The following is a 22,303-nucleotide window of genomic DNA, read 5'->3' on the forward strand; positions in this document are numbered from 1 at the left end:
GCCGAGTCCAGCGCTCAAGCTGCTCCCGCTCCTCATCCGTCAGGATCAGTTCGGCCTTGGGTCGTCCAGTTCGCGCCATACTCCAATCCTACAACTTACAGACCGAATTTAAGGCGCAGGACACTAGGCCCCCGCCGCCGAACCGGGTGCCGTCGAGGCATCGGACTCATCGTCGGCGGAGAAGGCGGCGACCACCTCGGCGGCGATCGCCTTCGCCTCATCCGAGGTCGGACCAGCGGAGGAGAAGACGGCGCGACGGTAGTAGGCGAGTTCGACGATCGAATCGCGGATGTCTCCGAGCGCACGATGTCCGCCGCGCTTCTCCGGCGCCTGGAAGTACGCGCGCGGGAACCACTGCTTGGCGAGCTCCTTGACCGAGGAGACGTCGATGATCCGGTAGTGGAGGTAGTCGACGAGCTCGGGCATCTGCTTGCTGAGGAACACCTTGTCCGTGCCCACCGAGTTCCCGCCCAACGGCGCCTTCCCGGCCTCCTTGACATGCGACTTCACATAGTCGAGGACCTGGGCCTGGGCGTCGGCGACGGTCGTTCCCGCATCGAGTTCGGTGATGAGGCCCGAGGAGGTGTGCATCTGGGTGACGAAGTCATTCATGTTCTCCAGCGCCTGCGCCGAGGGCCGGATGACGATGTCGACGCCCTCGTCCAGGGGCCTCAGTTCGAAGTCGGTGACGATCGCGGCGATCTCGATCAGTTCGTCGCGCGCCTCGTCGAGGCCGGTCATTTCGCAGTCGATCCACACAATTCTGTCGTTGCTCACCCTGCAAGCTTATACGTCGCCCTCACCCGAGAGCCCTGCGGTGGTGTGGGCGACGACACACGCTGAGTGCATCCGCAGAGCCCGTCCCAGCTCAGTGGCCTAAACTTGTGCTGTCGTCTGCCCACACGGGCGGACAAGGATATTCGCGAGTTGAGGAGAAGGTTCCCGCGTGCGTTACACACTGGCTGTGATTCTCATGGTGGTGGGTGTCGTCGTCGCCGGCCTCGGTCTGCTGCAGAAGACCCTGTGGGCCCCGGACGACACGATCACCGCCACGACGCAGATCGACGGCTCGGCACCCGCCGTCGTCGTCGACCCGGGGATGCTCAATCTCTACGAGACCCCGGCGACGCTCACCGCTGAGGGCACCGGCGACTTGACGATCGCCCAGGCCCCGATCGAGAGCATCGACGCGTGGATCGGTGACTCGGCCGCCGCGCGCATCACCGGCCTCGCCTCCGAGGGCGGCCTCACCGTCGAACCCAAGGACGGCGCCGAAGAGGTGCCCAACCCCGCCGGGGCCGACCTGTGGGAGGCGGAGACGACCGGCAGCGGCACCGTGAGCCTCGACTGGGACGCCGAGGCGAACCGCACCGGGTTCCTCATCGCCGGCTCCGGACAGCCGGGCGAGGTGAGCTCGGTGACCCTGTCATGGCCGAGCAATGCGGCGACTCCGTGGGCGATCCCGCTGATGATCGGCGGCGGCGTGATCTTCCTCATCGGGCTCGTCCTCCTCTTCCTCGGGCGCCGCACCGCCAAGCGCGAAGCCGACCGGCGTCAGGCCCGCCAGGACCGTCGTCGCAAACTCGCCGAATACGGCACCGCCTTCGCCATCGTCCCCGTGCTCGCGCTCAGCGCGTGCGGACCTGAAGAGCTGCCGAAGCCCGAACCCTCGGCCGCGCCGACGACCCCGATGGCCGGGGTGAGCAGCACGCAGGCCGAGCGCATCCTCGGTGCCGTCGCCGACGGTGTCGCCGCCGCCGACAAGGACCTCGATGCGAAGGCGCTCGAGGAGCGGGCGACCGGCCCCGCCCTCGACCAGCGCGGGGCCGCCTACGCGGTGAAGAAGAAAGTCAAGGACCACGACCTTCCCCCGGCCGTGGCCGCCGACGACATCGTCGTCAACTACACCGCCGCCACCGACACCTGGCCGCGGGTCACCAGCCTCATCACTTCGGCCGGCGATGCCACTCAGCTCCTCGTCCTCACCCAGGAGGATCCGCGCTCGGACTACAAGCTGTGGTCGCAGACGCGTCTCGTCCCCGGCACCGAGCTGCCGGAGATCGCCGACGCCCGGCAGGGCTCGCCGCTGCTCGACGCCGAGGCGGACGGGTATGCGAAGACCCCGAAGCAGACCATCGCCGACTACGCGAAGGCGCTCGGATCGGGTGCCGACTCGAAGGAGGCGAAGAGCTTCGAAGCCGACGACTTCGCGAAGTCGATCTGGGCCAACCAGAAAGAGCAGCGCAAGAGCGCCGAGGCGGGCAAGGCGAGCGTGAAGTTCTCCTACGATCCGGGCAACCAGATCGTCGCACAGGGCACTGCCGGCGACGCCGCAGTCGTCACCGGCGTCATCGAGGCGACGTCGACGATCACACCCCAGTCCGAAGGAGGACGGACCGGTACGCTGACGCTGAGCACCCCGCAGAAGGAGCTCACCGGAGAGTCGAGCACCCAGAAGCCGGTGTCGACCTCGACGTATCAGGTGCTCACGTTCCTCGTGCCGAAGGACGGCAAGGTCCGACTCATCGGCGGACTCGAAACCCTCAGCGGAGCCAAGCTCGGCTGACCAGCCACCAGAAGGAGATCCCGTGTCACTCGATCCCACACAGGACGCCGGCCCCCAGGAGGGGCTCGACCTCTCCGCGGTCCGTAGCAGGAATCTGCCTGCCGACGAGCAGGGCGGCGCCGGCGATCCGAACGCCGTGCCGCTGCCCTCGCTCGTCCTCGACGTCGACGAAGCCGTCTTCAACGATGTCGTGGCACTGTCCGATCGCGTGCCCGTCGTCATCGACCTCGGATCCCCGGCCGCCCCGGAAAGCACCCAGCTCACCGCGGTTCTCGAACGCCTCATCTCCTCCTACGGCGGTCGCCTCGTGCTCGCGAAGGTCGACATCGACGCCAACCCGCGCCTCCAGCAGGCCTTCGGAGTCCAGGCGGCACCGACGGTCGTCGCCGTCATCAAGGGCCAGCCGGTTCCCCTGTTCCAGGGACCGCTGCCCGAGCCGCAGATCGCCGCGTACCTCGAGGAGCTCCTCAAACTCGCCGCTGAGAACGGGGTGAACGGCCGCGCCGTCGTCGGCGGTGCCGAGCCGGAGCCTGCGGGTCCGAAGCATCCGGAGGCCGAAGCCGCCCTGGCCGAGGGTGACTTCGACACCGCCGAGTCCCTGTTCAAGGCCGCGCTCGCGGAATCACCGGCCGATGACGAGGCGAAGTTCGGCCTCGCCCGCGCAGGGTTGGGCCGTCGCCTCATCGACGCCGACCCGGCCGAGCTCATCGCCGCCGCCGACGCCGACCCGAAGGACGTCGATGCCGCGATGGCCGCCGCCGACGCCCAGGTCGTCACCGGCGATCCCGCCGGTGCGTTCTCCCGGCTCATCTCCCTCATCCGCACGTCGACGGGAGACCAGAAGGAAGCCCTGCGCCTGCGGGTCCTCGACCTCTTCGAGATCGTCGGACCCGACGACCCGGCAGTGGCCAAAGCACGCACATCACTGATGAGGGCATTGTTCTGATCCAGATAGTCCGTCTCACCACAGCCATCCTGTTCGCGATCGCCGCGGCGATCCTCGCAGTGCTGGTCGGCTCCGCGCTGTCCGTCGTCGGCACCGACGAGGTCACGGAGACCGAGGCCTTCGAGGTCTCCGACGGGTCGTACGCCGTCGTCCTCGACCAGGCGGTCGTGCCGTACTCGGGCACCGACGTCACCATCGAGGCCCGCAACTCGCAGGGCAAGGAACTGTTCCTCGGCACCGCCAACGGCGTCGACACCGACAGCTTCCTCGACGGTGTCTCGCAGGTCCAGATCAGCGACGTCGACTTCCCGGACCAGGCGACCCACCGGTCGCTGCCCGGCGATCCCGCCCCGGCAGCCGACATCGCCGGACGCGACTGGTGGACGAGCCGGGAGACCGGCCAGTCGGTGGCGAAGACCTTCGACCTCGACGCCGACCCGCAGATGCTCGTCATCGCCCCGGCGGCCGAGGGGGAGAACCTCGACGGCACGACCGTGCAGCTGAAGATGCGCGTCGAGGGCGTGCTCGCCCTCAGCCTCATCGGACTCGCCGTCGCGATCATCTTCGCAGGCTTCTCCGCGTACTTCTTCCTCCGCTGGTGGAACGCGCGCATCCGGCCGCGGAAGAAGAAGGGCCCCGGCACGCCCAGCGACGAGGCGGGCGACGGGACCCGGGGCAGGACGAAGACGACGATGACGGACAGGGCGAAGGCCGCGGTCAAGGGCCGCTCGAAGCCGGAATCGAAAGCGGACGCCGAACCGGAGACGCAGCCGGCGACCGACGTCGCACCCCCGACCGAGGGAGAACCGCTTCGGCGACGCTCCCGGCGTGGTGCACGCACCCGCGCCGCCACGGCCCTGACCCTGACCACGGGACTGGCCCTGAGCGGATGCGCGGCGCTCCCCGTCGCCCAGCCTCACACCCCGAACGTCACCCCCTACGAGCGCACCGCGGTCCGCCCGGGCGAGGCCGGGGACTTCATGACCGCCTACACGGAGTCCCTCGACAAGATCCTCGCCGACAAGGGGGAAGGCCTCGAGTCGATCCAGGGTGCCCCGCTCATCGACCGCACCCGCGCGCAGATCCAGATCGCGGAGAAGACGAAGCAGAAGCTGCGGGCGCCGAACTTCACCGAGGTCGTCGCCGGGGGACCGAGCTTCGAGCAGTACCCGATGTGGTTCTATGCCCTCGGCACCACCGATGGGGACGAGAAGCTCACCCAGGTCCAGCTCGCCACCCGCGAATCCGCGTCGACACAGCCGATCGTCCGCTCCGCCGTCTTCATCCCCGCCGATCAGGCGCCGACCCTCCTCGCCGACGCGAACGGCGCTGTCGAGGTCGCCCCGAAGGCGTTCTCGGAGTCGATGACCACCTCCGCCGATGAGGTCGCGTCCTACCTCGCCGACGGCAAGGCGGACAAGGTCAAGGGGCTCGACCAGGGCGGCTTCAAGTCCTTCCGGGACTACCTCGGCGGGCTGCGCGACAAGGACTCCGGCTTCGACGAGGTGAATGCCGAGTGCAAGCCCTACACCGAGTTCGACTTCGCTTCGATGACGCTGACGACTGAACAGGGGGCGCTCGGCATGGGCGAGGTCCGCTGCACGCTGACGATCAAGGTTCCCGAGGACTACTCGCTCGACCTCGGTGACACGATCGAAGCGGTGAAGACGAACGACAAGGACGGCAACACCGTCAAGGTCGACACCGCACAGCCCTACGTCATCATGCAGAACGGTGAGGAGCTCACCGCCGTCGCCTCCGACTGGGACATCCTCTCCTCCCGGATCGAGTGAGGTCGCGGGGCTCCGCAGCCGTAGGGCGGCGTGACCTCGCGGCCCTCGCGCTCAGCGGACTGCGGGGGCCTCTGCGCCGCGCACGCGTCTGCCCACCCGGATGAGCCACCACAGGCCGATCACGGGGAGGACGAGGGGGATGAAGCCGTAGCCGATGCCGAAGCTCGACCACACCGAGGGCTTGGCGAAGTCCTCGGGGTGGGTGAAGCTGAGGATGCCGACGACGATGACGCCGGCGAACTCGATGAGGCATGCGGCGATCGCGATGCGGTGGGTGACACGGCTGCCGATGACGAAGCAGACGGTCGCGACGATGTAGACCAGCGCTGCGAAGACCGAGAGCGAATACGCGACCGGGGCGACGTCGAACTCGCGGATGACCTGGTAACCGGCCCGCGCGGTCGCCGAGAGCGCGAAGATCCCGTACACCGCGGTGAGCGCGCGCCCTGGACCCGAGTGCATCGCCGAGTACGGGGAACGCGGGGAGGGGCGGCGGATGGTGCCTCTGTTCACAGCCAAATCTGGTCCATTCTCTCGATCATGACGATCACCGTCAGTCCTGCCGCGGCGAGCACGCCGGGACCCCACCGGGAGAGTTCGGCGAACGCCCAGAACCCGGCGAGGGCCATGACGAGGATCGCCGTGATGACGTAGCCGAAGTAGAGGAGCGGATCGACGTCGTGCGTGCCGCCGAAGGTGACGATGGAGACGACGAGTTCGACGATGAGGAGGAGCAGGAGGAGGGCCGCAACCCCGAGCAGGAGCTTCCCAGCCGGGCGGTTGCGGATCGTCTCGACGATCGACCACACGGTGAGCACGGCCGCGACGGCGTAGAGCACGAGGGTGAGAACGGTGAACACCCGATCAAGTCTAGTCACCGCACCGGGCAGGCACCCACCCTCTCAGCCCGCGCTCACGGGTGAGATCGGGCACGGATCCTGGCCCGGGGAGCGGGCGTGGACCTAAAATGGTGCGCGTGCCGATCTACCTTGACCACGCAGCGACTTCGCCGATGCCCCAGGCTGTGCTCGACGTCTACGCGACCGAGTTGAGCCGCCGGGCCAACCCCTCGGCGCTGCACGCCGTCGGCCAAGCAGCGCGGATGCGGCTCGAGACCGCCCGCGACGACATCGCCCGGGCACTCGGGGCCACGAGCTCCTCCGAGGTCGTCTTCACCTCCGGCGGCACGGAGGCCGACAACCTCGCCGTCAAGGGCCTCTACCTCTCCCGCAACGACGGCTCGTTCGCCTCGCCCACGCGCCCGCGCGTGCTCACCTCGGCGATCGAGCACCATGCGATCCTCGACTCGGTCGAGTGGCTGGAGTCCCTCGGCGCCGAGGTCGTCGTCCTTCCCGTCGACGCCGAGGGCCGACTCGACCTCGCCGCCGCCGAGGCGGAGCTGCGCCGCGACCCCGAGCGCACGGCACTGGTCACGGTCATGGCCGCGAACAACGAGATCGGCACGATCCAGCCGATCGCCGAGATCGGAGCAATCGCCCGCGAACTCGGCATCCCCTTCCACATCGACGCCGTCCAGGCGCTCGGGCAGATCCCGCTCGACTTCGCAGGCCTCGGGGCGAGCGCGATGACGATCACCGCGCACAAGATCGGCGGCCCCGTCGGCATCGGTGCGCTCCTCCTTGACCGCACTGCCGCTCCGACCCCCGTCCTCCACGGCGGCGGACAGGAGCGGGGCGTGCGTTCGGGCACGCTCGACGTCGCCGGCGCGATCGCCTTCGCCGCCGCGGTCGACCTCGCCACGGCCGACCTCGGGGCCCGGGCGGCGGGATTCGCGCGGCTGCGCGACCGCCTCATCTCAGGCGTCGAGGAGACGATCGACGGCGCCCGCCTCTCCGGTCCCCGCGGGGATGGGCGGCTGCCCGCCAACGCCCACTTCACGTTCGCCGGCTGCGAAGGCGACTCGCTGCTCTTCGGCCTCGACGCCCGTGGGATCGCGACGTCGACCGGTTCGGCCTGCTCGGCCGGCGTCTCCCGTCCCTCCCACGTGCTCATGGCGTGCGGAATGGACGAAGATGTCGCCCGGTCGGCGCAGCGCTTCAGCCTCGGCCACGCATCGACGGAGGACGACGTCGACGCCGTGCTCGCCGTCCTCCCCGAGGTCGTCGAGCAGGCTCGCCGGGCCGGAATGGTCTCGGCCACCCCACGATGGAAGCAGGAGAGCGCATGAGGGTGCTCGTCGCCATGTCCGGCGGAGTCGACTCCGCCGTCGCCGCCGCCCGAGCCGTCGATGCCGGCCACGAGGTCGTCGGCGTCCACCTCGCGCTGTCCCGGATGCCCGGCACCCTGCGCACCGGGTCGAGGGGCTGCTGCACAATCGAGGACTCCCGCGACGCCCACCGGGTGGCGGGCATGCTCGGCATCCCCTTCTACGTGTGGGACTTCTCCGAGCGGTTCAAGGAGGACATCGTCGATGACTTCATCGCCGAGTACGCCGCCGGCCGCACCCCGAACCCGTGCATGCGCTGCAACGAGCGGATCAAGTTCGCCGCCCTCCTCGACCGGGCCCTCGCGCTCGGCTTCGACCGGATCGCGACCGGCCACTACGCCGAGGTGGTCCGCGACGCCGAGGGCCGTCCCGAACTCCACCGGGGCGAGGATCTGCTCAAAGACCAGTCGTATGTCCTCGGCGTCCTCACCGGCGACCAGCTCGAGCACTGCTACTTCCCGATCGGGGCGAGTGCGTCGAAGGCCGATGTCCGCGCCGAGGCGGCCGAGCGCGGCTTCCCCGTGGCGAACAAACCCGACTCCTATGACATCTGCTTCATCCCCGACGGGGACACGAAGGCCTGGCTGTCCGACAAGATCCCCATGCGCCCGGGCCTGATCAAGGACGCCGGCGGCGAGGTGCTCGGTGAACACGACGGGGCGATGACGTTTACGATCGGCCAGCGCAAGGGACTCGGCATCGGCAAGCCCGCCGCCGACGGTCGGCCGCGCTTCGTCACCGGTCTCGACCCGGCGACGAACACCGTGACCGTCGGCTCCCGTGAGGACCTCGCCGTGGGCCACCTCACCGGGATCCGCACCTCGTGGTGCGGACCGGCACCCGCCGACATCGGGTCGACGCCGGAGTCGGCGATCGACTGCGAGGTCCAGATCCGCGCCCATGCCGATCCCGTGCCCGCCCGGGCGTGGCTGGGCGAGGTCATCGCCGAGGTGCCCGCCCACGAAGCCGACGTGCCCGCTGCCCGGCCCGCCGGTCAGCTCCTCCACGTCGATGTCGGCGAGGAGCTCTCGGGAGTCGCACCGGGCCAGACGATGGTGATCTACCGGGGAACCCGAGTGCTCGGCCAGGCGACGATCGACGTCACGGCTCCCGACCGCCTCGGCGTGTGAATGAGGGGTCACGTGTCCGGGCCGGGCGGTAGCCTGGGAGCATGAAGGAATCGCCTCAGGACGTCGTCACCGCGCCGTACGGCACGTGGTCGTCGCCGCTGAGCGCAGCCGAGGTCGCCGCCGGGGCCGCACCGATCTTCGAGGCGAAGTTCCGCGGCGATCACGTCTACTACTCGACGAAGATCCCCGAGGAGAACTCCCGCACCGGTCTCGTGCGCACCTCACTGTCCCATCCCGGGCCCGGCGAACGGATCCTCCCGGATCCCTTCAACATCCGCTCCGCCGTCCACGAGTACGGGGGAGGGGCGTGGGCCCTTGACCCCGACAGCGAGGTCATCTGCTTCGTCAATGCTGCTGACCAGCGGGTCTGGCAGATCGTTCCCGGCCGTGCCCCGCACCCGCTCACCCGGGACACCTCGGGCCTGGTCCGCTACGGGGACCTCCACATGACACCGTGGGGACTGCTGTGCGTGCGCGAGGACTGCCGGTCGACGGCCCGCGAGCGCGCGATCGTCCTCATCACCCGGCACGGGACGACGCGTGTGCTCTCCCGGCAGGCCCATTTCATGGCCTGGCCGAGGCTCTCACCCGACGGTCGGCTGCTCAGCTTCATCGGCTGGGAGCACCCGAACATGCCGTGGGACGCCACGAGTCTGTGGGTCATCGATCTCCACGGGGCGAACCCGGGACACGTGTGCGCCGTCCTCCACGGCACCGATGCCTCCCTCCTCCAGCCGGAGTTCACCTCGGCGACGACCCTGCGGCTGAGCTCCGACCACGCTGGGCACTGGTCCCTGTATTCCCTCGACCTCGCCGAGGCGCTCGCCCCCGCCGACGGCCACCGGCAGGAAAGGGAATTCGCCGCATCCGACCTCGTCCCCGTCCTCGACACGGGAGCCGAGATCGGCGGACCACTGTGGCAGCTCGGCGCGCAATGGCACCTCGGCGACGGCGACGAGATCTGGGCGCACTCGCAGTCGGATCGGGCCGCGCTCGTGCGGGTGCGGACGCCGGCTGCCGATGCGGCGGGGGAGGGGGAAGCGCCGGCCGATGCCGGGGCGCCGCTGACGGCGATCGCCGCGGCCGGGAGCATCGAACTCCACGACATCGGCCGCACTCACGTCCTCCTCACCCTCAAATCGCCCGAGTCATCGGGCGCCCTGATCGCCGTCGACCGGGTGAGCGGAGCGCTGCGCGAGATCGCCGTCGAACGCCTCGACGCCCATGACGAGTACTACTCGCGCCCGCACACGCGCAGGCTCGGCGGAGTGCCCGTCGTCATCCATCCGCCCCACAATCCGCGCTTCGTCGCCCTCGACCGCGAGCGCCCACCCTACGTCGTCGTCGCCCACGGCGGACCGACCGGTCAGGCGACGGCGGACATGTCGGCGCGGATGAGCTACTTCGCCTCCCGGGGCATCGGGGTCATGGAGGTCAACTACGGCGGGTCGACCGGGTTCGGCCGGGCGTGGCGGGAGCGCCTGCGCGGACGGTGGGGGATCGTCGACGTCGACGACATCGTCATCGCGGTGCGCGCACTCGTCGCCGAGGGCCTCGCCGACCCGAAGCGGATCGCGATCTCCGGCGGCTCGGCAGGCGGGTGGACGGCGCTCTCGGCGCTCGCCTCCTCCGACGTCTTCGCGTGCGGGACCTCGTACTTCGGGGTCACCGACCTCATGCGCTTCCTCGTCGACACCCACGATTTCGAGAAGCACTACGTCGACGGCCTCGTCGGTCCGTGGCCGGATGCGGCGGAGGAGCTCGTCGCCCGCTCTCCCATCCACCGGACCACCGAGATCTCCGTGCCCGTGGCCGTCATGCAGGGCGATCGGGACCCGATCGTCCCACCCAACCAGGCGCAGCAGTTCGTCGACATGCTCCGGCTCTCCGGAGTGGAGTACATTTACCGTCTGTACAAGGGCGAATCCCACGGCTTCGTCCGCACCGAGACCATCATCGATTCCCTGGAAAGCGAGTTCGGATTCTATGTCGACGTCTTCGGAATCCCCCGCACCCGCCGGCACCGCTGACGACCGTGCGCTGCCGCCGTCGGCGACGACGACGGGGATCTGGGTGCCCGGACACGCGGTGCAGCGGCCGGGGGAAGAGACCCGGCGGGCCGCCTCGGCGGGGTTCGACCTCCTCGCCGCGGGACTGCCTCCCGTCCCCCTCATCGCCCACCGTGCGGGGGACCGATGGGGCGCCGACGCCGTCGGGCGCGCGGTCGGGCTGCTCCGTGACCTCCACGTCGACCGCACCTCGTACGGGTGGCGCCTGACCTCGGCCGCGGGCCGCGATGAGCGCCTCGAGGCCTCCGACCTCGGCGAGTCCCTCGACGCCGTCGCCGAGTACGGACAGGGCTTCGAGGGCTCCGTCCAGATCTCCCTGCCGGGACCGTGGACGCTCGTCACCGCGCTCAGTCTGCCCTCGGGCGCACGCGTCCTCGGCGACTCCGGCGCCCGTCGCGATGTCGTCCAGGCCTACGCCTTCGGCATCTCCGACCTCGCCGAGCGCATCCGCCGTCTCGGACCCGACGTCGTCATCCGCTTCGCCGAGACCCGGCTCGACCCCGTGCTCACCGGCTCGTGGCCGACGGTCTCGGGCTTCGCGAGCCTGCCCGCGATCAGCGAGACCCAGGTCTACGCGGCCCTGCGCTCGACGCTCGCCCACCTGCCCCCGGTCCTCCTCAGCCTCCCCGACGTCGCCCCGCTGCATCTGCGGGGCAAGGCCATCCCCGCCGCCGAGGTGGTCACCGGCATCGGCGCGACCGCCGTGTCCGTGCCCTTGGGTACGCTCAGGGCAGAGGGTTGGGAGCAGCTGGCCGTCCTCGCCGAGGCGGGGGTGGGCACCTGGCTGCGCCTGCCCGCGACGGCCGGGGCCAGGCCCGAGGAGGTGCGGGCCTGGTACGAACGGATCAGCCAGCCGTGGATGCGGGTCGGCATGAGTGCGCGAAGCCTCTCAGGCTTCGGTGTCCTCGCCGGGGATGAGCTGCCCTTGGGGCACCCGCCCCTGCTCGACCCCGCCGTCGTGCCTGCGGCGGCCGACGAGGGCGCGATGCGCATCGCCGCCGGGCTGCGCCGAGCCCTCGAGGACGCGGAGTGAGCGAGACTGGGTCAGGAACCCCGGAGCACCGGTCTCCGGAGACAGGAGAGGAACGGATGGACTCAACGGACCTGCAGGACGCCGCGGCGAGGGCCAAAGCGCACGCGGAGCTCGCCGAGCAGATCGAAGAGCACCGCGCCGCCTACTACAAGGACGACTCACCGCTCGTCTCCGACGCCGAATACGATGAGCTCTCCCGGCGGCTCGAGGCGCTCGAGGAGAAGTACCCCGAGCTCGTCACCGACTCCTCACCGACGCAGACCGTCGGCGGCAGCGTCGACACCTCGACGTTCGCTCCCGTCGAGCACATCGGGCGGATGTACAGTCTCGACAACGTCTTCGACTTCGAGGAGCTGCGCGCCTGGTACGACCGGGTCCGCGACGCCGTGTCCGTGAAGTCGAAGTTCCTCTGCGAGCTCAAGATCGACGGGCTCGCCGTCAACCTCCTCTACCGCAACGGCGAACTCGTGCGCGCCGCGACCCGCGGCGACGGCCGCATCGGCGAGGACATCACCGCCAACGTCCGCACGATCGCCGACATCCCCCAGCGCCTCGACACGGAGTTCCCACCCGCCGAGGTCGAGATCCGCGGCGAGGTCTTCTTCCCCGTCGAGAAGTTCGCCGAACTCAACGCCCAGCTCGTCGCCGAGGGCAAGCCCCCGTTCGCCAATCCGCGCAACTCCGCCGCCGGCTCCCTGCGGCAGAAAGACCCTGCGGTCACCGCGACGAGGCCCCTGCACATGCTCGTCCACGGCATCGCCGCGTGGACCCCGGCCGACGACTCCCACCCCGAACCCGCCCGCCAGTCCGAGGTCTACGAGCAGTTCCGGCAGTGGGGTCTGCCGATCAGCGAGTACTACAAGGTCCTCGGGACGCTGAAGGAGATCGAGGAGTTCATCTCCTACTACGGCGAGCACCGCCACGACGTCACCCACGAGATCGACGGCATCGTCGTCAAGATCGACGACTTCGCCGTCCAGGAGGCGCTCGGCTACACCTCGCGCGCGCCCCGGTGGGCGACGGCGTTCAAGTACCCGCCCGAAGAGGTGACGACGAAGCTCCTCGACATCCAGGTCCAGGTCGGACGCACCGGCCGGGTGACGCCGTTCGCCGTGATGGAGCCCGTCACCGTCGCCGGCTCCACCGTCGAACGCGCGACCCTGCACAACGGCTACGAGGTCAAGCGCAAGGGCGTGCTCATCGGTGACACCGTCACCCTGCGCAAGGCCGGCGACGTCATCCCCGAGGTGCTCGGCCCCGTCGTCGCCGCCCGCGACGGCTCCGAACGCGAATTCGTCATGCCCACCCACTGCCCCTCGTGCGGCACGCTGCTCGGGGAGCAGAAGGAGGGCGACAAGGACCTCCGCTGCCCCAACGCCCGCTCGTGCCCGGCGCAGCTGGCCAACCGCGTGTTCTACCTCGCCTCCCGGGCGGCCTTCGACATCGAAGCCCTCGGGGAGGAGGCGGCGCTCGCGCTCACCGCCCCCGCCGAACCGGAGACCCCGCCGCTGACCTCGGAGGCGTTCCTCTTCGATCTCACCCCCGAAGACCTTGCGGAGGTGAAGATCTGGCGGAACAAGCGGGTCAAAGGCGTCGAGACGGGCGAGCGCGAGCTCGTCCCCTACTTCTTCACCCGGGGGACTGCGAAGAAACCGAGCGCTCCCACCCAGAACACGCAGAAGCTCTTCGACGAACTCGACAAGGCCAAGGATCAGGACCTGTGGCGGGTCCTCGTCGCACTCTCCATCCGCCACGTCGGACCCACAGCCGCCCGGACGCTCGCCGCCCACTTCCACTCGCTCGACGCGATCGAGAAGGCGAGTCTCGAGGAGCTCTCCGCAGTCGACGGCATCGGGGAGACGATCGCGACTTCGATCCGCGACTGGTTCGCCGTCGACTGGCACCGGGAGATCGTCGACCGGTGGCGGGCTGCCGGGGTGCGCATGGAGGACGCCCCGGGGGAGGAGGCCCCGCAGACCCTCGCCGGTCTGACGATCGTCGCCACCGGGTCCCTCTCAACCTTCACCCGCGACGGCATCAAAGAGGCGATCGTCGCCGCCGGCGGGAAGGCCGCGAGCTCGGTGTCGAAGAAGACCGACTACGTCGTCGCCGGCGAGAACGCCGGATCGAAGCTCGAGAAGGCCGAGTCCCTCGGGGTGCCCGTCCTCGACGAGGACGGGTTCCGCACCCTGCTCACGACCGGGAACCTCGAGTGACGGGATTCTGACCGACAGCGAGGCTCGATCCCGACTGGCGGCGGAGGCTGCGACGGAGGAACGTCACAGGCGGGGCCAAGTCGTCGGACAGCTTCGTCTGGAAGAGTGACGGTCATGAAGGCCATTCCCCGTGTGATCGCCGGTACCGCGGTCGTCCTCGCCGCCGTCCTCACCGCCGCACCGATCGGAGCCGGTCTCGCCGACCTCGTGCTCAGCCCCGATCATCACGGGAAGCAGCTCACCGCCGGGGCCGCACAGAAGACCGCCGCCGAGGCGGGCGAACCGTGGTCCGGCGGCACCCCGGAGGGGACGAGCCCGCCCGTCGGTGTCGACGGCTCCGACGTCGTCCCGCTCAGTCCGCGCAGCCTCGATTCGACGGCACCGGTCCGCAGCGACGTCACGTTCCGCACGGCAGCGGGCTCCGGAGCGGAATCGCCCGAAGCGCGGATCACCGACCTCGCCGCGGACCTCCAGACCGGGGTCGATGCCGGCGAGATCACCCAGGCCGACGCCGACCGCGTGCTCGGGGACATGTCCTCCTACATCCGCGGTGAGAGGACCTGGCCCGAGCGCACGACCGTGTGATACGAAGGGGACCATGAGCTCGGTCGCGCACAGTTCTCACTGGGGAGCCTTCACCGCCGTCGTCACCGACGACACCCTTGTCGACCTCGTTCCCGAACCGCGCGACCCGCACCCGAGCCCGATGATCGCCGACCTCGGCGAGTCCGTCGACTCTGGGCTGCGCGTCCGCCGTCCCGCGGCGAGGAGGTCGTGGCTCGAGGCCGTCCGAGCCGAACGGCGGTCCGCGGGACCGAGCGACCGCCTCGGCGAGGAGGACCTGCGCACACACCGGCACGGTGAGCGCCGCGGAGCCGATCCCTTCGTCGAGATCGACTGGGACGAAGCCCTCGACTTCGCAGCCTCCGAACTCGATCGGGTGCGGACCGAGTACGGGAACGCCGCGATCTTCGGTGGCTCCTACGGCTGGTCGAGCGCCGGTCGCTTCCACCACGCACGGACCCAGCTCCACCGTTTCCACAACTCGTTCGGCGGCCACACCTCGCAGGTGGGCAACTACAGCTTCGGGGCCGCGGCGATGATCCTGCCCCATGTGCTCGGGCCCGCCCAGTTCGCCAACGGCCGCCTGAGCAGCTGGGACGTCGTCTCCGAGCACACGCAGCTGTGGGTGATGTTCGGCGGAATCGCCCTGAAGAACACGCAGCTCGAATCCGGCGGGATCTCCGACCACACGATCCCGGGCCGACTGCGGGCGACGCGGGACAACGGCTGCGCGTTCGTCTCCGTCTCCCCGATCAGGGACGACGCTCCCGACGTCATCGACCCGCAGTGGCTGCCGATCCGACCGAACACGGACACCGCGCTCATGCTCGGACTCGGGCACACCCTGCTCACCGAGAGCCTCCACGACGAGGAGTTCCTCACCACCCGCTGCGTGGGCTGGGAGCGGTTCCGGGACTACCTCGACGGCAGCGAGGACGGGACCGCCAAGGACGCCGACTGGGCGGCGGAGATCACCCGCATCCCCGCGGAGACGATCCGCGAGCTCGCCCGGAGCATGGCCGGGAACCGGACGATGATCTCCGTGGCCTGGTCGCTCCAGCGCGCCGACCACGGAGAGCAGCCGTTCTGGGCGGCCCCGGCGCTCGCGGCGATGCTCGGGCAGATCGGACTGCCCGGCGGCGGCTTCGGCTTCGGGTACGGGGCGACCGGGACGATGGGCAACTGGCAGTACCCGTTCCCCGCCCCGCGCCTGCCGGTGGGGGTCAACGCCGTGAGCGCCCCGATCCCCGCAGCTCGGATCGCCGACATGCTGCTGGCCCCGGGGGAGAAGTACGAGTTCAACGGCGAGGTCCGCCGCTACCCGGACACCCGCCTCGTCTACTGGGCGGGCGGCAACCCGTTCCACCACCATCAGGACCTCAACCGGCTCCGACGCGGCTGGGCCAGGCCGGAGACGGTCATCGTCCACGAGCCGTTCTGGACGGCGACGGCCCGGCACGCCGACCTCGTTCTGCCCGCGACGACGACGCTCGAGCGCAACGACCTCGGCGCGGCCTCCGGGGACCGACGGATCATTGCGATGCACCGGGCGATCACGCCGCGCCACGAGGCCCGCGCCGACTGGGACATCTTCCGTGCCCTCGCAGGCCGCCTCGGCGTCGCCGAGGACTTCACCGCCGGCCGAGACGAGATGGAGTGGATCGCCCACCTGTACACCTCCACGCGATCCGCTGCAGCCGAGCACGGCATCGACCTGCCCGAGTTCGCCGACTTCTGGGAGGAAGGCGGCGTCGACATCCCGCAGGGCAGCACCGTGCTCCTCGAGGCCTTCCGCGCCGACCCCGTCGCGCACCCGCTCGAGACCCCGTCCGGGCTCATCGAACTCTTCTCGGCGACGATCGACGGCTTCGGCTACGACGACTGTCCGGGGCACCCCGCCTGGCTCGAACCGACCGAATGGCTCGGCGCCGCCGACGCCCCGGCAGGCTCTCTCCACCTCGTGTCCAACCAGCCCGCCCACCGTCTGCACAGCCAGCTCGACATGGCCGCCGGCAGCAGGGCAGCGAAGATCGGCGGCCGCGAACCCTGCCGACTCAATCCCGCCGACGCCGCCGCCCGCGGCATCGCCGACGGCGACATCGTCCGTGTGGTCAACGACCGCGGCGCCTGCCTGGCCGGCGTGCGCCTGAGCGAGGACATCAGCCCCGGGGTCATCCAGCTCTCCGCGGGAGCCTGGTATCAGGCCGCCGACCCGGGCATCGAGGACTCCCTCGAGGTCCATGGCAACCCGAACGTGCTCACCCGCGACCACGGCACCTCCCGGCTCGCTCAGGGTCCCGCAGCACTGTCGACCCTCGTGCGCGTCGAACCCTACCGTGGGCCCGAGCTGCCCGAGGTGACGGTGACGACGACACCCCCGCCCTTCGCGAGCGGAGGGAGCGGCACCGACCGAGCGCCCGGGCCGAGTCGGGCGGCCACCCGGGGTCGGACCGCCTCGGCGAGGGGGAGGTCACCATCGGCCTGTGCCGTCGACGACAGGGGACAGACTAGACTTGTCGGCAGTGATCACGACGATGAAAGGCAGGGAATGACGGAGTCCTCCGCAATCACCCCCGAGCAGGTCGCGCACTTGGCGTCACTGGCTCGGATCGCCATGAGCGAAGACGAACTGGCAGCACTCTCCGGCGACCTCACGACGATCCTGAGCAACGTCGCCCGGGTCAACGAGGCGGCAGGAGAGGACGTTCCGGCCACGAGTCATCCGATCGCCCTGACCAACGTCATGCGCTCCGACGAGGTGGGGCCGACGCTGAGCAGCGAGCAGGCGCTCGCCGCCGCCCCGGCCTCCGCCGATGACAAGTTCCTCGTCCCCCAGATCCTCGGGGAGGAGTGAGATGAGCGAACTCATTACCAAGAGCGCCCTCGAACTCGCCGCAGGTCTGGCATCCGGCGAGTTCTCCTCTGTCGAGGTCACCCAGGCCCACCTCGACCGGATCGCAGCGACCGAGGACGACTTCGGCTCGTTCATCACCGTCACCGACGAGCTCGCGCTGGCCACGGCCAAGGACGTCGACGAGAAGCGTGCCCGCGGCGAGGAGCTCCACGCGCTCGCCGGCGTGCCGGTCGCGCTCAAGGACCTCGTCGTCACCGAGGGTGTGCGCACGACCGCTGCCTCGAAGATCCTCGAGAACTGGGTCCCGCCCTACGAGTCGACCGTCCACAACAAGGTCAAGGACGCGGGTCTGCCCGTCCTCGGCAAGACCAACCTCGACGAGTTCGCGATGGGATCGACGACCGAGCACTCGGCGTTCGGGACCACCCGCAACCCGTGGAACCTCGAGCATGTGCCCGGCGGTTCCTCCGGCGGTGCCGCCGCCGCGCTCGCCGGCTTCCAGGCACCCCTGTCGGTCGGCACCGACACCGGCGGCTCCGTCCGCCAGCCCGCCGCGTTCACCGGCACCGTCGGCGTCAAGCCCACCTACGGGTCGATCTCGCGCTTCGGCATCATCGCGATGGCCTCGAGCCTCGACCAGGTCGGACCGATGGGCCGCAGCGTCGCCGACGCCGCAGCGCTGCACAAGCTGCTCGCCGGACACGACCCGCTCGACTCCACCTCGCTGCCCGACCCGGTCTCCGACTTCGTCGCGCTCGCCGAGAACGGCACCCTCAAGGGCAAGCGCCTCGGCGTCATCAAGCAGCTCACCGGTGACGGCTACGATGCCGGCGTGAGTGCGGCATTCACCGCGGCCCTCGACGTCGCCGCTGCCGCTGGGGCCGAGATCGTCGAGGTCGACTGCCCGTCGATCTCCTACGCCCTCGACGCGTACTACCTCATCATGCCCTCCGAGGTGTCCTCGAACCTCGCCCGCTACGACGGCATGCGCTACGGTCTGCGCGTCGAACCCGAGACGGGCCCGGTGACCGCCGAGACCGTCATGGCAGCGACCCGGGCCGCCGGCTTCGGCGCTGAGGTCAAACGCCGCATCATCCTCGGCACCTACGCGCTCTCGGCCGGGTACTACGACGCGTACTACGGGTCGGCGCAGAAGATCCGCACCCTCGTGCAGCGGGACTTCGCGAAGGCCTTCGACGCCGTCGACGTCCTCGTCTCCCCGACGGCCCCGACGACGGCCCTGAGGTTCGGGGCGGAGTCCGCGTCCGATCCGATGGCGCTCTACCTCGGCGACGTCGCCACCCTGCCGGCGAACCTCGCAGGCATCCCGGGACTCTCCCTGCCCGCCGGCCTCGCCGACGGCCTGCCCGTGGGCTTCCAGATCCTCGCTCCGGCCCGTCAGGACGCCATGATGTACTCCGTGGCCGGCCCGTTGGAGGCCGCCCTCGAGGCCGCCGGACCTCGCGTGCTCGACACCCTCGCGGAAGGACTGACCAAGTGAAATACGACGACGCGATCAAGAAGTACGATCCGGTCATCGGCATCGAGGTCCACGTCGAGCTCGGCACTGCGACGAAGATGTTCGACGCCGCCCCCAACACCTTCGGCGGGGGCCCGAACTCGAACATCACCCCGACCTCGCTCGGACTGCCCGGCTCCCTGCCCGTCGTCAACGCCAAGGGCGTGGAATACGCGATCCGGATCGGTCTCGCGCTCGGCTGCGAGATCGCCGAATCCTGCCGGTTCGCGCGGAAGAACTACTTCTACCCCGACGTGCCCAAGGACTTCCAGACCAGCCAGTACGACGAGCCGATCGCCGCCGAGGGTTCGGTGGAGATCGAACTCGAGGACGGCACCCCGTTCACGATCCCCATCGAGCGGGCGCACATGGAGGAGGATGCGGGCAAGAACACCCACGTCGGCGGTGCCACCGGCCGCATCCACGGCGCCGACCACTCCCTCGTCGACTACAACCGTGCGGGCGTCCCCCTCGTCGAGATCGTCACCCACCCGATCACCGGCACCGGGGAGCGCGCCGCCGAGGTGGCCGCCGCCTACGTCCGCACCCTGCGCGACATCTTCCGTGCCATCGGCGTCTCCGAGGCGAAGATGGAGCAGGGCAACGTCCGCGCCGACGTCAACGTCTCCCTCCGGGAGAGCCCCGACGCTCCGCTGGGCACGCGCACGGAGACGAAGAACGTCAACTCGTTCCGCTCGATCGAACGCGCCGTGCGCTTCGAGATCGCCCGCCAGGCCACCGTCCTCGAAGCCGGTGAGAGCGTCGTCCAGGAGACCCGGCACTTCCACGAGGACACCGGGGAGACGACCTCGGGCCGCGTGAAGTCCGACGCCGACGACTACCGGTACTTCCCCGAACCCGACCTCGTGCCCATCGTCCCCTCGCGGACCTGGGTGGCCGAGATCAAGGAGTCCCTGCCCGAGCTGCCCGCGCAGAAGCGCCGCCGGCTCACCGGCGAATGGGGCTTCAGCGACCTCGAGATGCGCGACATCGTCAACGCCGGCCTCCTCGAGGCCATCGAGGACACCGTCGTTGCCGGCGCTCCGGCGCCCGCGGCCCGCAAATGGTGGACCGGGGAGGTCGCTCGCCTCGCCAACCAGCGCGAGATCCACCCGACCGAGCTCGTCACCCCCGCCCAGGTCGCTGCGCTGGTCGCGCTGCTCGCCGACGGCAAGCTCAACGACCGCCTCGCCAAGGAGGTCCTCGCAGGCGTCGCCGACGGTGAGGGAGAACCCGCCGAGGTGATGAGTGCCCGCGGACTCGAGATCGTCGAGGACACCGGGGCCCTCGAGGCCGCCGTCGACGAGGCGATCGCGGCCAATCCGGATGTCGTCGAGAAGATCCGGGGCGGGAAGATGCAGGCCATCGGCGCGCTCATGGGTCCGATCATGAAGGCCACCCGCGGACAGGCCGACGCGGGCAAGGCCAAGGAGCTCATCCTCGCGAAGATCAACGGCTGAGCCGCGGGGGCGGCTGAGCCGAACTCAGGGTTGATCCAGCCACACCCTCTAGACTCTCCCCAAAGGACTCCGGGCCCGTCACTGGCCTCGGGAGTCCGGCAGGGAAGTCGGAGGGTGTGGCTTTTCGCATCCTCCCCGGTGGTGCCGCGACGACGATCGCCCGGCAGCACCGCAGCGTGCGTGGAGGTGGACACGGTGGCACATGCGTGGAAGTCGTTGTGGAAGAGCGAATGCGGTCGGACCGTGCCGATCTATCGGGTGCTCGTGCCCGAGAGCGTCAACGACGAGATCCTCGAGGCCTGGAAGGCGAGGGGATACCGGTACACCGCGGGATCGCCGAGCGCGATCATGGTCACCCCGGGGATGCGACGGAACTTCTTCCGAACCTCGGCGACGTTCAAGGGCGGAACCGCGGCCGGCACCGCAGTGACCGCGGGCTTCGCGGCACCCGGCGGCGTCGCGCTCCTCACCGGATTCCTCGACGCGGCCCTGACCTTCGGCGTCCTCGGCGGGGCGACCGCCGTGGGCACCGGCGTCTTCGCCGCGGTGACGGCCCCGAAGTACCTCCGTGACCCCAAACGCCTCAACCGCCGCAACCGACAGAAGGCGGCGAGCGCCGAATGGCTGACACCCGCGAGCCTCGGGTACCTGCCCGGACGCAAGGAGGGACGCGACACCGACGAGCAACGCCTCTTCCACCTCGCCGTGACGATCGCGCGGAAGATCGTGCGCACCCGGGCGTGGACGCACCCGATACTCACCGACCATGTCTCCCGTGTCGACCTCGACCATGCGGTCGCCTCAATCGGGGTGCGGCTGTCCGAACTCGTGCGGCTGCGCGAGGAGATCGAGAGCATCAAGGACTCCGGCACGGCGAAGACCGTCGACGCCTACCTGGCGAAGCTCGCCGTCGCATTCACCTCGATGGCCAACCGTGTCGTCTCGATGCACGAGTACTACCTCCGGCTCCTCGAGCTCGACCAGCAGCTCATCCTCCTCCACAACTCGGAGCGCTCCCGTGAGCTCGGGGACCGGGTCCTCGACGTCCTCTCCCGCACCGCCGCCGACGACAACGCCGACTGGCAGTTCCGGGAGCTGCGCATCGACGCCGACTCCCAGTCGGAGGTCATCTCGGGTCTGCTCGTCGAACTCGAGCAGACCGCCGACACCTTCGACGACTTCGACGAGAGGCTCGCCGCGGCGCAGAAGTCCCTCGACGCGGGGGAGACGAGCAGCAGTCAGTAGGCCGTGCCTCAGTGGCCGAAGGGATCCGGGTCGACCCCGGGCATCCACGACCGGCCGGGTTCGTCGAAGCCTGCGGCGGCCTGCTCCTTCTTCCACTTCTTCGCCCAGCGCTTATCGAGGCGGTCGACGTAGAGCGTGCCCTGCAGGTGGTCGTACTCGTGCTGCATGATCCGGGCGAACCAGCCCTCTGCGCTCAGGGAGACCGGCGCCCCGGTCTCGTCGACGCCGTTGATCGTCACCCGCTCGGCCCGCTTGAGCGGGAAGTCGAGGCTCGGCACCGAGAGGCAGCCCTCTGTCTCCTCCGCCGGGTCGGGGCGGGTGTCGGGGATCCGGGAGGACACGAGCACGGGGTTGACGAAGACGCCGCGACGGCGCACCCCGGTGTCGTCGTCGGCGTGATAGACGAAGATCCGCTTGCCCACGCCGATCTGGGGTGCGGCGAGTCCGACGCCGTTGCTCGCGTCGAGGGTCTCGTGCATATCGGCGACAAGGGTTCGCAGGGCGTCGTCGAACTCCGTGACGGTCTCGGCGGGACGATGGAGGACGGGTTCGCCGTAGATGACGATGGGATGAACGGTCATGGACTCCATCGTATCCAGCCCGGCGCAGGGCCGTCCCGCTGCGAGCACGAACGCGGGTGCGCAGGGTGCCCAGCCCTGTCTCACACTGCGTGCTCGGGGC

Annotated in this window: 17 protein-coding genes; 13 read left to right on the forward strand and 4 right to left on the reverse strand. The window is 69.9% G+C overall.

The window, feature by feature from the left end; translation table 11 throughout:
- Positions 1-123 precede the first annotated feature (123 nt).
- Positions 124-777: an oligoribonuclease gene (gene orn, locus BC102111_RS15470; protein ID WP_257957747.1), complete on the reverse strand. Its 654-nt coding sequence runs from the start codon at positions 775-777 to the stop codon at positions 124-126.
- A 169-nt stretch (positions 778-946) separates the two neighbouring features.
- Between orn and BC102111_RS15475 the strand changes: the two genes are divergently transcribed.
- From BC102111_RS15475 to BC102111_RS15485, 3 genes are read left to right on the forward strand one after another with little or no spacing between them, the layout of a single operon-like run.
- Positions 947-2,566 (forward strand): DUF8094 domain-containing protein, encoded by a 1,620-nt coding sequence (locus tag BC102111_RS15475; protein ID WP_232252476.1) that lies wholly within the window; start codon positions 947-949, stop codon positions 2,564-2,566.
- A 22-nt stretch (positions 2,567-2,588) separates the two neighbouring features.
- On the forward strand, positions 2,589-3,512 hold the full coding sequence (locus BC102111_RS15480; protein WP_101624790.1) for a tetratricopeptide repeat protein: 924 nt from the start codon (positions 2,589-2,591) through the stop codon (positions 3,510-3,512).
- A gap of 59 nt (positions 3,513-3,571) precedes the next feature.
- Positions 3,572-5,305 carry a hypothetical protein gene (locus BC102111_RS15485; RefSeq protein ID WP_101624791.1) on the forward strand — a complete coding sequence of 578 codons (1,734 nt, stop codon included), beginning with the start codon at positions 3,572-3,574 and terminating at the stop codon, positions 5,303-5,305.
- 51 nt (positions 5,306-5,356) lie between these two features.
- On the opposite strand, the gene BC102111_RS15490 is transcribed toward BC102111_RS15485, so the two are convergent.
- Both BC102111_RS15490 and BC102111_RS15495 read right to left on the reverse strand, forming a co-directional pair.
- Entirely contained in the window at positions 5,357-5,818 is a 462-nt protein-coding gene (locus BC102111_RS15490; protein WP_009379376.1) for a hypothetical protein, read from the reverse strand.
- On the reverse strand, positions 5,815-6,165 hold the full coding sequence (locus tag BC102111_RS15495) for a hypothetical protein (RefSeq protein ID WP_009379374.1): 351 nt from the start codon (positions 6,163-6,165) through the stop codon (positions 5,815-5,817). The genes BC102111_RS15490 and BC102111_RS15495 overlap by 4 nt, the downstream gene beginning before the upstream one ends.
- Before the next feature lie 116 nt (positions 6,166-6,281).
- On the opposite strand from BC102111_RS15495, the gene BC102111_RS15500 reads away from it, so the two are divergent.
- The 10 genes from BC102111_RS15500 (at position 6,282) to BC102111_RS15545 (ending at position 21,622) form a co-directional block, all read left to right on the forward strand.
- Entirely contained in the window at positions 6,282-7,493 is a 1,212-nt protein-coding gene (locus BC102111_RS15500) for a cysteine desulfurase family protein (protein ID WP_232252475.1), read from the forward strand.
- On the forward strand, positions 7,490-8,662 hold the full coding sequence (gene mnmA, locus BC102111_RS15505; protein WP_009379371.1) for a tRNA 2-thiouridine(34) synthase MnmA: 1,173 nt from the start codon (positions 7,490-7,492) through the stop codon (positions 8,660-8,662). Before BC102111_RS15500 ends, mnmA begins: the two co-directional genes overlap by 4 nt.
- A gap of 41 nt (positions 8,663-8,703) precedes the next feature.
- Positions 8,704-10,692: a S9 family peptidase gene (locus tag BC102111_RS15510; protein ID WP_101624793.1), complete on the forward strand. Its 1,989-nt coding sequence runs from the start codon at positions 8,704-8,706 to the stop codon at positions 10,690-10,692.
- Positions 10,649-11,764, forward strand: coding sequence for a uroporphyrinogen decarboxylase/cobalamine-independent methonine synthase family protein (locus BC102111_RS15515; RefSeq protein WP_101624794.1), 1,116 nt, complete (start codon positions 10,649-10,651; stop codon positions 11,762-11,764). Before BC102111_RS15510 ends, BC102111_RS15515 begins: the two co-directional genes overlap by 44 nt.
- A 56-nt stretch (positions 11,765-11,820) precedes the next feature.
- Positions 11,821-13,980 (forward strand): NAD-dependent DNA ligase LigA, encoded by a 2,160-nt coding sequence (gene ligA, locus BC102111_RS15520; protein WP_009379368.1) that lies wholly within the window; start codon positions 11,821-11,823, stop codon positions 13,978-13,980.
- A gap of 114 nt (positions 13,981-14,094) precedes the next feature.
- A complete protein-coding gene (locus BC102111_RS15525) occupies positions 14,095-14,565 on the forward strand; it encodes a hypothetical protein (protein WP_009379366.1) in 471 nt (156 codons plus the stop codon).
- A 13-nt stretch (positions 14,566-14,578) separates the two neighbouring features.
- Positions 14,579-17,398, forward strand: a complete 2,820-nt coding sequence (gatC, locus tag BC102111_RS15530) for an Asp-tRNA(Asn)/Glu-tRNA(Gln) amidotransferase subunit GatC (protein WP_101624795.1) — start codon at positions 14,579-14,581, stop codon at positions 17,396-17,398.
- Between the two features lies 1 nt (position 17,399).
- Positions 17,400-18,899: an Asp-tRNA(Asn)/Glu-tRNA(Gln) amidotransferase subunit GatA gene (gene gatA / locus BC102111_RS15535; RefSeq protein WP_009379362.1), complete on the forward strand. Its 1,500-nt coding sequence runs from the start codon at positions 17,400-17,402 to the stop codon at positions 18,897-18,899.
- Complete coding sequence (gatB, locus tag BC102111_RS15540) at positions 18,896-20,377, forward strand: Asp-tRNA(Asn)/Glu-tRNA(Gln) amidotransferase subunit GatB (RefSeq protein WP_095375971.1); 1,482 nt, start codon at positions 18,896-18,898, stop codon at positions 20,375-20,377. The genes gatA and gatB overlap by 4 nt, the downstream gene beginning before the upstream one ends.
- A gap of 195 nt (positions 20,378-20,572) precedes the next feature.
- Positions 20,573-21,622, forward strand: coding sequence for a hypothetical protein (locus BC102111_RS15545; protein WP_223289959.1), 1,050 nt, complete (start codon positions 20,573-20,575; stop codon positions 21,620-21,622).
- An 8-nt stretch (positions 21,623-21,630) separates the two neighbouring features.
- On the opposite strand, the gene def is transcribed toward BC102111_RS15545, so the two are convergent.
- Positions 21,631-22,203: a peptide deformylase gene (gene def / locus BC102111_RS15550; protein ID WP_063249098.1), complete on the reverse strand. Its 573-nt coding sequence runs from the start codon at positions 22,201-22,203 to the stop codon at positions 21,631-21,633.
- Positions 22,204-22,303 lie beyond the last annotated feature (100 nt).

The sequence above is a fragment of the Brevibacterium casei CIP 102111 genome (assembly GCF_900169275.1).
Taxonomy (GTDB): domain Bacteria; phylum Actinomycetota; class Actinomycetes; order Actinomycetales; family Brevibacteriaceae; genus Brevibacterium; species Brevibacterium casei.